The sequence below is a fragment of the uncultured Brachyspira sp. genome, assembly GCF_934747485.1.
Lineage (GTDB): Bacteria > Spirochaetota > Brachyspiria > Brachyspirales > Brachyspiraceae > Brachyspira.
This window is the reverse complement of record NZ_CAKVGN010000003.1, coordinates 16,610-30,695: the sequence shown is the minus strand read 5'-3', so window position 1 is coordinate 30,695 and position 14,086 is coordinate 16,610. Positions and strand designations below refer to the sequence as shown.

General features: G+C 28.8%; 10 protein-coding genes. 6 read left to right on the top strand and 4 right to left on the bottom strand.

The features are described 5' to 3' along the window. Window positions 1-41: 41 nt before the first annotated feature. On the top strand, window positions 42-1,181 hold the full coding sequence (locus Q0H31_RS01105; protein ID WP_295295152.1) for a cell surface protein: 1,140 nt from the start codon (window positions 42-44) through the stop codon (window positions 1,179-1,181). Window positions 1,182-1,496: 315 nt separating this feature from the next. Here Q0H31_RS01105 and Q0H31_RS01100 read toward each other — a convergent pair whose 3' ends face one another. The 4 genes from Q0H31_RS01100 to purF form a co-directional block, all read right to left on the bottom strand. After that, complete coding sequence (locus Q0H31_RS01100; RefSeq protein WP_295295150.1) at window positions 1,497-2,405, bottom strand: Rpn family recombination-promoting nuclease/putative transposase; 909 nt, start codon at window positions 2,403-2,405, stop codon at window positions 1,497-1,499. 60 nt (window positions 2,406-2,465) lie between these two features. After that, a complete protein-coding gene (locus tag Q0H31_RS01095; protein WP_295295148.1) occupies window positions 2,466-3,749 on the bottom strand; it encodes an adenylosuccinate synthase in 1,284 nt (427 codons plus the stop codon). Between the two features lie 291 nt (window positions 3,750-4,040). Next, window positions 4,041-6,578 carry an endopeptidase La gene (gene lon / locus Q0H31_RS01090; RefSeq protein ID WP_295295147.1) on the bottom strand — a complete coding sequence of 846 codons (2,538 nt, stop codon included), beginning with the start codon at window positions 6,576-6,578 and terminating at the stop codon, window positions 4,041-4,043. A 377-nt stretch (window positions 6,579-6,955) separates the two neighbouring features. Further along, window positions 6,956-8,347: an amidophosphoribosyltransferase gene (purF, locus tag Q0H31_RS01085; protein ID WP_295295145.1), complete on the bottom strand. Its 1,392-nt coding sequence runs from the start codon at window positions 8,345-8,347 to the stop codon at window positions 6,956-6,958. A gap of 170 nt (window positions 8,348-8,517) precedes the next feature. Between purF and Q0H31_RS01080 the strand changes: the two genes are divergently transcribed. From Q0H31_RS01080 to Q0H31_RS01060, 5 genes are all read left to right on the top strand, one after another. Beyond that, window positions 8,518-9,576 (top strand): ATP/GTP-binding protein, encoded by a 1,059-nt coding sequence (locus Q0H31_RS01080; protein WP_295295143.1) that lies wholly within the window; start codon window positions 8,518-8,520, stop codon window positions 9,574-9,576. 4 nt (window positions 9,577-9,580) lie between these two features. Next, entirely contained in the window at window positions 9,581-10,246 is a 666-nt protein-coding gene (locus Q0H31_RS01075) for a DUF3226 domain-containing protein (protein WP_295295141.1), read from the top strand. Window positions 10,247-10,594: 348 nt separating this feature from the next. Beyond that, complete coding sequence (locus tag Q0H31_RS01070; RefSeq protein ID WP_295295139.1) at window positions 10,595-11,839, top strand: extracellular solute-binding protein; 1,245 nt, start codon at window positions 10,595-10,597, stop codon at window positions 11,837-11,839. A gap of 147 nt (window positions 11,840-11,986) precedes the next feature. After that, window positions 11,987-12,859, top strand: coding sequence for a carbohydrate ABC transporter permease (locus tag Q0H31_RS01065; RefSeq protein WP_295295138.1), 873 nt, complete (start codon window positions 11,987-11,989; stop codon window positions 12,857-12,859). 273 nt (window positions 12,860-13,132) lie between these two features. Continuing rightward, on the top strand, window positions 13,133-13,981 hold the full coding sequence (locus tag Q0H31_RS01060) for a carbohydrate ABC transporter permease (RefSeq protein ID WP_295295136.1): 849 nt from the start codon (window positions 13,133-13,135) through the stop codon (window positions 13,979-13,981). Window positions 13,982-14,086: the final 105 nt, after the last annotated feature.

Sequence of the window (14,086 nt, the reverse complement as noted above, 5' to 3'; positions counted from 1 at the left end):
CCCTAACAGGTATAACTATAAAAAAATTTAGGAGAAAAAAAATGAAAAAGGTTTTATTAACCGCTATGGCTTTATTAACTATAGCAAGTACATCAGTGTTTGGTATGTACGGTGCAGATTCTGACTGGATTGATTTCCTTGTACATGGTAATCAATTGAGAGCAAGAATGGATAGATTAGGTTTTGTTTTAGGTAATGATATGATTAGAGGTACATTTGGTCTTACTTCTGAAGGTACTACTTTAGGTGCTATAATGGATACTAAAGTAGCTGATAGCAAACAATTCTTTAATTTCCTTCCTACAGTTTCTGCCGGTATTGGTTACACTTCAGAAGTATTCAGCATTGGTGTTGGTTATAACTATGCATACAGACATAGTAAACTTCAAAACATTGATAAAAAAGGCTATGGTTTAAGCGTACATACTCCTGTAATTACTATGACAGCTATGAATGACAGCTTAAGAATAGCAATACCTGTACAAATAGCTGCTAAAAACGGTGATAAAGCTAATATTTCAGATAAAGAAAAATATATGGGTATAAGCATGGATCCGCAAATCAGATACTATACTGGTATTGAAGCTTTCAATGAAATAAGACTTTATATTAAATATGGTATGAATGAACTAACTAGGCAAGTTGGTACAAAACAAACAGGTTCTTCATTTGGTTTTGACTTCAGAGCATATTTTGGTGCTACAGTAGGAGATGTTGCTCTTAAACCTTTCTTAAAAGTTACTTATGATACAGCTTTAGATGCTAAAGGTAAATATGGTGATGGTTCTTATAGTGTAAAATCTGATTCTTATGTTTTTAATAATGAACCTATGATTGGATATACCGCATATGATTCTAACCCTTGGCAATTAAAAGTATTACCTACTTTAGGTATGTCTGCTAATAGCGATATAGTTTCTATATATGTTGAAGCTGGTTTAGGTTACAAAGCTACAGATACTGGTTACAAATTGAATGCTGGAAACAATGGTGTAAAACATGAGTTAGCTTGGAGCTCTTACGGTGAGGTTTATATCACTCCTGTTAAAGATTTGGAATGGTACTTCGAGGCTGAAATTGGCAACTACAACTTAGACAATATTGGTACTGGAAGTATTGGCGACCTTAATGTTCAGTTCAATGCTTCTACTGGTATTACTTGGTATTTACCTGCTCTATAATAGAGTGTTAAAAGCTTAAAAAAACAAGGGGGGCTTGATTGCCTCCCTTTTTTATTGCATAAAATGCAAGTGTTTTGGCTTTATATGTTTGGAATATGTAAATCTAAAACAATATATATATTTTATATATATAAAAAGTTGGGATTAATGAAATGCAGTCTTTTTGGTTCTTTAGCTCACGCCTCAAGGGCACTTCCTTCGGTCGCTGTACGGACTTCGTCAAAGAGCAAAAAGTGTAAGTGTTCTGGCTTTATAAGTGGACTATCTTCATATATAAGAAATATAATGATTTTTAAAAACAAAAATTGATAAACGTTAAAGGTTATTTATTTCTTCTTCATTTAAACCTGTTAGCTCCATTATTGTGTTTGCGTCCATTCCCTTATCTTTCATAGCTTTTGCTATTATCAATGTGCTGTATTTTTTACCTTCTTCTCTGCCTTCTTCTCTGCCCTCTTCCCTACCTTCTTCTCTGCCTTTCTCTATACCTTGTTCTATTCCTTTCTCCCATTCTCTATGGAGTGTTTCTTTTTGAAAATATTCTTCTGCTTCCTTTATCTTATATACATCAAGTAATGGATTTTCTGATATAAACGATTTGCATTTTTTATCTACTTCATCAAATATTGTGTTTTCTTTTATTAGGTTTGACATTCTCTCGCCTCCAATAAAAAATTTGTACCAACTATTTAAGTCTTTGTTTAGTTGTTTATCATAATTAAATTTCGGCAATTCCAAAAAATGAAATTGACAATGGTCGGTAAGTATTTTGTTGTGTTTTAATTCTTTTAATATATAACAACTATAACAATCTTCTATGCCTTCAAATAAAACAAAATCCAAAATATTTATACTTATAACGGGGAGAAGTTTATTATAATCATCGCCTTTATTTAGGTTCAAACTATAATTACTTGCCCAATAAAATAATGTTCTTTTAATAAAAGTTTCATTGCCTTGTAATTGTATCTCTATTATAACAACTTCTCCAGTATCTGCCGTGCATTTTATATCTACTACACTTTCTTTTGAATTAAGATATTTCTGTAAGTTAAACGGGTTTAGTATCTCTAAAGTTTCAAAAGTTTTGAAATTTAAATTATCCATCACAGCATTAACAAAATTTAATACTATTTTCTCGTTTCCAAGATTTGAAAAAAGATATCTTACAAAACAGTCGTTCTTTTTGTTTAATGTATCTACAGTGATGTTAAAATCATTCATAAATATATTATAGCAAAATAGAAGCTAAAAGTCAAAAACACTATAAAATTTAATATTCAATTAAAAAATATCTTTAATAATGATAGTTTCATCTCTTCCAGCTCCAACAGACACTATAGATATTTCTGTGTCAATTACTTCGCTTAATCTTTTTAAGTATTTTTTAGCATTTTCTGGAAGCTTATCATATTCTCTAATATTTGCAGTGCTTGTTTTCCAGCCGTCAAACTCTTCGTATACAGGTTCAACTTTTGAAAGTATATCCAAATCAGCTGGATAATCTTCTAATATTTCGCCGTTATATTTGTAGGCAACGCATATTTTTAGTTTATCCAATTCATCTAATATATCAAGCCTTGTAATAGCTACAGAATCAAGTCCATTGATGTATGAAGCATATTTTATCACGCAAGCATCAAGCCAGCCGCATCTTCTTGCCCTTCCTGTAACAGTGCCGTATTCGCCTCCCTTGTCTCTTATAAACTGCCCAATATCATCAAAAAGCTCTGAAGGAAAAGGTCCTTCCCCAACTCTTGTAGAATAAGCCTTAACAACCCCTATAACATTATCTATCTTTCTCGGTCCAACTCCAGAACCAGTACAAGCACCGCCCGCAGCAGGATATGATGATGTTACAAACGGATAAGTTCCATGGTCTAAGTCAAGCATAGTAGCCTGAGCACCTTCAAATAATATATTCTTCTTTTCTTTTATTGCTTTATTTAATATTGTAGTAGTGTCAGCAACATAAGGTCTTAATCTATCAGCATATTCCAAATACTCTTTTAATAACTCTTCATAATTGATTCCTTCATGATTATAAAGCTTTTTAAGAAGTTTATTTTTAAGTTCAACATTAAACTTTAATTTTTTAGCAAATGTCTCTTTATTCATTAAGTCAACTATTCTTATCCCCAAACGGCTTGCTTTATCCATATAACAAGGACCTATTCCATTTTTAGTAGTGCCGAGTTTATTTTCACCCAAATCCTCTTCCTGAAGTTCATCTAATATTTTATGATAAGGCATAAGAACATGTGCTCTGTTAGATATTTTTAAATTAGACATATTAACTTTTTTTTCTATAAGGCCGTCAATCTCGCTTAAAAAAACTTTAGGCTCTATTACAACACCATTACCTATAATGCATACTTTATCTTTATGAAGTATACCAGAAGGAAGAAGCCTTAATTTATATTTTACATTATCAACGACAACGGTGTGTCCTGCATTACTTCCGCCCTGAGAACGAACTACATATTGAGCCTTATTAGCAAGATAATCAACAATTTTTCCCTTGCCTTCATCACCCCATTGTGTACCGACAATAATAACTGAAGCCATAAACATTTCCTCCTAACAAAAATACGTGCAATTTTTTATAAAAACACAAAAAACATTATATAAAAAAATTAACACAATTTCAAGCACTAAAAATCAATAAAGTTTTTGCTTATTTTTTGTTTCAGCAATTTTTATTTTTTAATTTAACTAAATTTTTTATTTACATGAATAATATGTGTATATTTTTTGTATTTTAATTTTTGAAACGCCAATGATTGTTTATAATTAATAATAACAAAAAAGGCTCAAACTTTTAAGTTTAAGCCTTTTATATCATAAACATTTTAATAATTATTTTTTTGTTTTTTTAGATTTACTTGATGCTTTATCATTTTTAGTCTTTTTATTAGATTTATTTAATTTAAACATAAAGTCAAACACCTCTTCTACCTCTTTTACAGGGTGGAAAACAAGAGAACTTTTAACTTTATCAGGTATTTCATCTAAATCTCTTTTATTTTCAAAAGGTATTATAATATGCTTAATAAAACCCAATCTCTTAGCGGCTATAGTTTTTTCTTTAAGCCCTCCAATAGGAAGTACTTTTCCATTAAGAGAAAGCTCACCTGTCATAGCAGTATCATTTCTAATAACTTTATTCATAGCAAGCGATAATAAAGCAGTAGCTAAAGTAATACCGGCAGAAGGACCGTCTTTTGGAGTAGCACCTTCTGGTATGTGCAAGTGTATTATAGCGTCATTAAAATAATTTTCATCAACGCCGTAATTCTTAGCAACACTTTTTACATAGCTATAGGCAATCTGCACACTCTCTGTCATCACTTCTCCAAGCTGACCTGTTATGTTTATAGTGCCTGCATCCTTTTTCTCTTGTACTTTTATAGACTCTATAGTTAAAGTAGCCCCACCCATAGAAGTCCAAGCTAAACCTATTGCATTTCCAGGCTTTAAGTCTTTTTCTGTAAAGTCTTCTGTAAAGATTGGTTTTTTTAAATACTTTTCTAAATCTTTAGAATCTACCATTATGTTATAGTTTTCTTTATTGTTTGATACTATATCGGCAGCAATTTTTCTGCATATCTTTTCTATCATTCTCTCGAAGTTACGTACTCCCGCCTCTCTTGCATAGCCATTAACTATATTCTCTATAGCCTTGTTTGTAAACTTGACATTTTTAGCAATTAAACCATGTGCTTTTAATTGTCTTGGAATTATATATTTTGTAGCAATTTTTAATTTCTCTTCCATGATATAGCCAGATAGTCTAATTACTTCCATTCTGTCAAGCAAAGGTCTTGGAATAGTGTCTAATGTATTTGCTGTTGTAATAAACAAAATATTAGATAAATCAAAAGGCAAATCAAGATAATGGTCTCTAAAAGAAGAGTTCTGTTCTGGGTCTAACACTTCAAGCAATGCACTTGAAGGGTCGCCCTGAAAACTTGCACCTAATTTATCTATTTCATCAAGCATTAAAACAGGATTTTTAGATTTAACAATTTTTAGAGCCTCAATTATTTTTCCAGGCATAGCACCAATATATGTTCTTCTGTGCCCTTTAATTTCTGCCTCATCTCTCATACCGCCTAATGAAAACCTAAAGAATGGTCTGTCTAATGCTTCTGCAATGCTTTTTCCTATAGATGTTTTACCAACTCCCGGAGGGCCTACAAAACAAAGTATTGAAGATTTTTTCTCTGGGTTTAGTTTTCTTACAGCCAAAAACTCGTATATTCTCTCTTTTACATCTTCCAAACCATAATGGTCTCTGTCTAATATTTTTTTGCTTCTTGTTATGTCTTCTCTCTCTTTATTTTCTTTGTTCCAAGGAAGTGCAAACAATGTATCGAGATAATTTTTTGAAACTGTGTACTCTGGAGAATGTGTATCTATTGTAGAAATTTTTTCTATTTCCTGCTCCATTCTCTCTCTTACTTCATCTACAACTTTTAATTCTTTTAAGTCTTTTTTATATTTATCTATATCTTTTTGTTTAGGGTCTGTGTCATACCCTAATTCTTTTTTTATTTCTTTTAATTGCTCTTTTAAGAAATAATCTCTTTGCTGTTTTTGTATTTTAGAGTTAATGCTTCCTTGAATTTTTTGCTGAATTTTTGTTATTTCTCTCTCTTTTTGAAGAAGCAGTAAAACTTTTTCTAATCTTTCCTGTACATCAAAAGTTTCTAATATTTCTTGCTGATTAGCTCTATCCACATTTATCATAGAAGTAACAAAATCTGCCAATTTACCCGGATCATCAACATTCACCATAGTAAGACGCATCTCTTCTGTAAAAAGAGGATTGCTCTCACTTAATGATTTTACCTCAGAAAGTAAAGCTCTTGTATATGCTTTTATTTCTTTTGCTTCTTTATCATTATTGGTTGTTATTATGTCTGGTATATATAAAGGCTCTGCTCTAATTACAGGGTCTGTTGAAATATATCTTATTACTTTATATCTTCTAATTGAATTAATGAGAAGATTAAGTCCGCCATCTGGAAGATTAAGTTTTTTAAATACTTTTACAACAACACCTACTTTATATATTTCATCTATAGTTGGTTTCTTTATATCTTTAGCTTCATCTTGTATATATAAATTAAGCCCTAAAAAACCATCATTTTCTGCAATAGCTCTATTTACAGCATTAGCCTGAGAAGCTGGTATTGGAAATGGGGCATAAAGTCCGGGAAAAAGCGGCTTTCCCATTACAGGTATTATTATTAATCTTGATGGAAGTTTGTCTTCAACTATTGATACTGCATTGTCAGAATTGTTGTTATCGTTATTAGTTTCAATAGTTTCATTTTCTATATTTTCATTTTTTTCTATATCATTGTTTTTATTTTCATTATTCTCATTCATTTTATTATTCTCCAAAAATATGTTTTTACATTATAAACAAACTAATTATTTTGTCAAAATTTAATATATTTTAAATATAAAAAAATAAATAACATAATAATTATTTTTTTAAACATGTATAATTATATTATTGTAAATAATGAACGATTTATAGTAAAGATTTTTAAAGTTTATACTATACGTGAGGCTTTAGTCACGGTGATATTTGACAAAAGGAAGTGCCTGCGACTGAAAGAAGTACCTTTAGGTGTGGTATTAGTATATAAAAAAGCAAAAGAACTACATTGTTTAGCTTAAAATGTTGGTATTACAATATAGTTTATACAGAATAAAATAAAAATTTACACCAAATACATTTATTTTATTATATATATTTTTTATTGCTTAGGTGTTGCTGTTGGATACTCTCCGTTAAAACAGCCTATACAATAGTTTGTGCCGCCTAAAGCTTTGAACATATCTTCTATAGATAAATATTCTAAACTATCTGCATTAATTTCTTTGCGAATCTCTTCTACAGAAAGTTTTGCCCCTATAAGTTCTTTTTTTGAAGATATATCAACACCATAGTAGCAAGGGCTTTTTATAACAGGAGAAGCTGACCTAAAATGAACCTCTTTGGCACCTGCTTTTCTCACTATATCAATAAGTATTTTACTTGTAGTACCCCTTACAAGTGAATCATCTATTAATATAACTTTTTTACCGTCTATTAGATGCTTTAGAGGATTGAATTTTAATTTAACAGTTTCTTCTCTGCTTGACTGCTCCGGCATAATAAACGTTCTTCCAATATATCTATTTTTAACTAAGCCAATGCTGTAAGGAATTCCGCTTTCTTTTGCAAAGCCTAATGCTGCAATGGTTCCAGAGTCTTGTATACCTATTACAATATCAGCGTCTACTGTATTTTTTTTGGCAAGTAAAACACCTGTTTGAAATCTTACATTATATACATTAATGCCGTCTATATTACTTTCAGGTCTTGCAAAATATATATGCTCAAATGCACAAGGACAATTTTTTACTTTAGTATTATTGTATTTAATAGACTGCACACCGCTGTCATCTATAATTACCATTTCACCAGCGTCTATATCACGTACAAATTTAGCACCAACAGCATCTAAAGCACAAGATTCTGAAGCTAAAAAATAATCTCCATTAGAATTAGTACCTAATGATAAAGGACGTATTCCATGCGGGTCTCTAATTCCAATCAATTTACCGTCTACCACTATAACCAAAGCAAAAGCCCCTTCTATTATATTGATAGTTTCTTTTATTCCGTCTATAAAATTATTTACAGTTTTTCTTGCTATTAATTTAATTATAACTTCACTGTCAGAAGTAGCATTAAATGTAGCACCTTCCTGTTCTAACTTTTCTCTTAATTGATTAGCATTGGTAAGGTTGCCGTTATGTGCTATGGCTATTTGACCTAATCTAAATAGGTTTTCAAGAGGCTGAGCATTTTCTATCCTGCTTTCTCCTGTAGTGGAATATCTTACATGACCTATAGCAATATTTCCTTCCGTTTCTTTAGGGATATTACTCGAAAATAAATCTGAAACAAGCCCCATAGATTTATAAGTAAATAAATGTTTATAATTTGATATTGTTATACCAGCACTTTCCTGACCTCTATGTTGAAGAGCATATAGTGCATAGTTAAGAGTTTTTAATATATCTTTTTTTATTTCTTTTGAGTATATACCAAATACTCCGCATTCTTCTTTAGGTTTGTCGCATTTAAAAAATTCATTCATATATTTATTCAACCAAGTTTTATTTTTTGATTTATATATATTATAATTAATTAGTGTTTTACACAATAGAGTTATTGAAGAATTTTATTGTTTGTATATATGTTTAAATATTTTGACAATAAATGTTTATTGATATATTATTTATTTATATAAAGAGATGTAGGTTTTTTATGGATAATATTCAAATACCAAATATAAGCATAAGTAATTTTAAATGTTTTAAAGAGTTTAAAATAGATAGTTTTAAAAGGTTTAATTTAATATTTGGTAAAAACAGTGTAGGAAAAAGCAATCTTTTAGAGGCTTTGTATTTATATTCCAATATGTTTAGAAGTGATGCTATTTTAGCTATATTTAGGCAAAGAGGCATAATTTTAAACAATAATTTAGAATTAATATTTCATAATTTTGATTATAGTAATCAAATAAATATAAAAACTACAAAGAAAGAATTAAATATATATCCTATAAAATCGTTAGCAGATTATTCGTTAGATGGTATTTATTACGAAATAGAAAATTATAATAGAAAAATAATAAAACTTCCAATGCTTACAAATATCAATAGAAAATTAGATAATAGTTTTATTCCTATTAATAATAATTTTTTATTTGATAATAAAAAAATATTATCATCTATTATTGATGCAGTATTATTTAATTTTGCTTTTATAAACGAATATAATACATTTGAAATATCAACTAAAATGAGTACAGCAGAAGCATTTAATAAAATTCAAAATTTAAAAATGGATAAAATAGTTGTAGATTCTTTAAAACCAATAATACCAAATATAGAACACATCAGAATTTCATTAAATCAAATTTTTGAAGCAGATATAGGACTTAACAGATATTTGCCTTTAAATTCTTTAGGAAATGGAATATTAAAAATATTTAATTATGTAGTAAAAGCACTATGTGTTCCAAATGGGGTTTTACTTATTGATGAAATTGATAATGGTTTTCATTACAGTTCATTGCGTAATTTATGGATTTCTTTATTTGATGTAGCATATAGAAGCAATGTTCAGATTTTTGCTACTACTCACTCTTATGAATGCATAAAGGCTTTTAATGATGTTTATAACGAAGTAAAAAATAAATATAATTCAAATGATGATATTCAAGGTATAAGAATAGAAGCTGACAAAGAAGAAAAATATCACCCTGTTATATACAATAGTGAAGAATTAAATAATGCTATGGATAATTGGGAGGTAAGATAAAGCAATGTCTGCTCCTATAAAACCTATGGCTAAAAAGGTTCTTCTTGTTGAAGGTAATGATGAAAGAGATTTATGCTCTCTTTTAATCAATAAAAAATTAGGATTAAAATGTATATCGAGTCAAAATATTGAAACCTTTATAAAAGATAATGACACTGTTCATATTATACCTCTTAATGAAGTTGATAATAAAAGTAACATTACTTCATTTATGAAAAGCCCTAATTACAATGAAATAGAAAAACTCGGTATCGTTATAGATGCTGAAAATAATGTTCAAAAAAGATTTAATATTTTTAATGATATTATAAAACTCGAATATAATGCAAATCAAAATATATACTATGATAATAATAAAGGCTTATTTCTAACAACAAAAACTAATGATAAAACTTCCGGTTGTTTAGAATGTTTGGTTGAAGATATTATTTTAGAAAAAGATAAAGATTTATATAATGAATGTGTTAATAAATTTTTTGATTGTGCCAATAATTATATTAATCAAAGAAATAATGAGTATCACATACTAAAATCTAAAATACTTGCATTTATATCTGTAAAGTGTAATAAAAGAAATAGTATAGGCGGTTTATTTCAAGATTGTAATGATTATTTAGATTCAAAAATATTAGACAGTATTATAGATTTTTTAAAAAAATTATTCAATTAGTTTGAGTTTGTTTATAGTAGTTATTGGCACTTTTACTCTTAAAATGTAAAAATATTTTAAGTAATAGTGATGAATACGAATTTATACTAAAGTTATTGACTTTTTTATGTTTTTATTTTAGCATAACTATACATAATTTATTGGCGTTTTTAAATGTTTGATAATCTAACAAAATCTAACATGTTCGCTAAACTACGCGATAAAATAATCTTATCTAAAAAAGATATGGAAGACACCCTCGTAGGTAATAAAAAAATGAAAACTTAAATTAATTTTTTTAATATATTAACAAATAATAATGCATATTTTTTACTAATTATATTCATTACAAATTCAGGAGTAACAAAAATGAAAAAAATAGTTTTATTGTTAATGATTTCATTGTTAACAGCATTTTTTACTGTTTCATGCGGAGAAAAAAACAGTGCCTCAAATAATTCAATAACAGTAATGGTTCCAGATTGGGCTGTACCTTCTGATGAAATGTTAGATGCTTTTACAAAAGATACAGGCATTACAGTTAATATGAATGTTATAGCTTGGGAAAATATCAAAGATAAAATATCAATCGCTGCTGCAGGCGGAACAGCTGCTGCTGATGTTGTAGAAGTAGATTGGTCTTGGGTAGGTGAGTTTAACAGTGCTGATTGGCTTGAACCTATAGAATTAAGCAAAGAAGAAATTGATGCTATGCCTTCTATACAGCCTTTTATAATAGAAGGTAAAGTTTTAGCTCTTCCTTATGCTAATGATTTCCGTTTGGCTTATTATAATAAAAAGCACTTTGAATCTGCTGGCATAACTGAAGCTCCAAAATCTTGGGATGATGTTTATGCTGCTTTGAAAGCTATAAAAGCTGCTGGTGTAACTCAATATCCTTTCTCTATGCCTTTAAATGCTGATGAATCTTGTACAACTTCATTAATATGGATGGCTTATTCAAAATACGGAGTAGTATTTAATGAAGATGGTACTTTAAATAAAGATGCAGTATTAGGAGCTTTACAATTCATTAATCAAATGATAAATGTTGATAATTTAATAGACCCAGCTTGCAAAACTTCTACAGGTATGGACGCTTATAGAAGAATTAACTCTGGAGAGGCTAGCTTTATAGTAGGTCCTACTTCATTTGTAAGCAGAGTACAAGACCCTAATGAATCTCAGGTTGTAGGCGATGTTATACCTATATTGCTTCCCGGTGCAACTGGTCCTTCACCAAAAACTTTTGCTTTACCAGAGGGTGTTGGTGTGATAAAATTGTCAAAAAACAAAGAAGCAGCAATGAAATTTGTAAAATGGTTTAATTCTCCAGAAATACAAAAACAATTAAATTATGTACAAAATACAATGCCTACAAGAACAGCTGTTATGGAAGAGCTTATAAATGAAGGCAAACTTAAAAATACAGGTGCTTTACTTGAAGAATCTACTTTAATATCAAGCCCATTCCCAAAAGGTGTTCCTAGCTATTATTCAGAAATGACTACAGCAATATTCAATGCAGTTAATGAAATGGTATTAGGTGCCAAAACTCCAGAAGAAGCATTTAATGCAATGGATACAAAAATAAAAGAATTGGTTGCAAGATAATTAATTCTTAATTAAATGTTATAAAAAATAGGGCATTGCTTTTTTAAGTGATGCCTTATATTATATTTACAATATATAATTATTTATTTTACTATTTTTAATAAATTTTTTATTCTTTATATAAGAATTATATAATATTTTTGGATTATGAAAAAAAGTAAGACTTTACCTTATTTATTAATTTTACCGTCATTTATAATCATGGTGGTTTTTGTTGTTTATCCTATAATAGTTACATTCTTTTATAGTCTTAGAAAGATGAAACTGACTGCCCCTAAAGATACTGCTTTTATCGGATTTAATAATTATATAGTAACTTTGAAATCTTTTGATTTTTGGTATTCGCTTCAAAACAGTATAATGATTATGATTATAGTTGTTGTTATATGCATAGTATTTGGACTTTTATTTGCAAGTATATTAAACTTTGAAAGCAGATTAAAAAATATTTTGATGGCTATAGCTGTGATACCTTGGGCATTGCCTCCAGTAGTTAATGGCATACTTTGGAAATGGATATTCTACCCAGGATATGGTTTCTTTAATAAAATATTATATAATCTCAATTTTATAGATGAACCTATACAGTACTTATCAAATAGATATTCATTAATGCTTATAATAGGAATAGTTATAGCATGGAGAAATATACCTTTTTGTTCTATCATTCTTCTTTCAGCCATGAGAGCTATACCAGATGTGGTTTATGATGCTGCGAGTATTGATGGAGCTAATAAAGTTCAAATGTTTACTAGGGTTACTTTACCGCTTTTAATGCCTGCTTTGGGCATTATACTAACATTTACATCTATATCAGCAATAAATGTATTTGATGAAGTGGTGGCTATTTCGGGGTATAGTAACTTAGGAAAAACTATACTTCTTGAGGATTATATGATTACATTTTCTTTCTTAGATTTTGGACGAGGAAGTGCTTTAACATATTTAATAATGATTATTGCAGGTATTTTAGGAATGTTATATATAAGAGCTATGTCAAGAAAAATTGATTATATATAATAATTTTTGATTGCAAAAGTGTATTTTTAATATAATATAAAATTGCGGTGGTTGTTATTATGTTCAAAAAGTAGTGAAGGTAGAAAAAAGAAAGTTTAGAGTTATTGAATAATATTGGAATAAATGCATATAATGATTTGCTTGATATTTACAGTATTAGTATGTGTGCAAAAGAGGAAATAGGTAAACGTTAAATCAGTATCAGAAAGATATATGGCATTGAAATTGGTATTACAATGCTAAATGGTTATAAGTGTAGAATATATATATTTTATGAAAAAGAAAAAAAGTAAAAGATTAAGTTTTTTATATTATTTATCTATAGTATTTTTTATAATAGTAGTTTTAGGTCCTATTATTTGGGCTATTATTGTAAGTTTCACCCCGGAATATGAGATGTTTAAAAATACATCTAATTTCTTGCCTAAAGAACCTACAATAGATAACTATTTGAAATTATTTACAGCCTCAGATAGACAGTCAAAAATGTTTTTTATAGGAATACTTAATTCTATAAAAACAGCTTTTATAACAATATTTTTATGTCTGCCTTGTTCAATAATGTGTGCTTATGCCATATCAAAAATGAAATTTAAAGGCAGAAGTATTATAAAAACATTAATATTAATATCTATGGCAATACCAGTATTCACAACTATTATACCTCTTTATAGAATGTTTTCGCTTTTATCGTTGCTTGATAATTTATTTTCTTTGTCTTTAATATATGTAACTTCATTCTTGCCTATTAATACTTGGATGATATCAAATTACTTTGAAACAATACCTGTTGAAATAGAAGAGGCATCTTATATAGACGGATGTAATGAAATTGATGTTTTATTAAGAGTGATGATTCCTATATCAGCACCTATTATTTTATCAGCTTTTCTGCTTGTATTTTTAATGTCTTGGGGACAATTTCAAATACCTCTTATTTTAGCAAGTTCAGCAAATACGAAGCCTATATCAATAGTAGCATCTGAGTTTGTTTCAAAAGATAGCATACAATATGGTATAACGACAGCGGCAGGACTTTTGGCAATATTTCCTCCTGCATTGCTTGCTGTAATATTTAGGAAGTTTTTAGTAAGGGGAATAACAGGCGGTTCAGGAAAATAAAATATATATAATGAGTGTGTTAATAAATTTTTTGAATGCGTAAATAATTATTATATTATAGATTCTTTAAAAATTTATTTAGAATCCCCGCCCTTTATACTCATA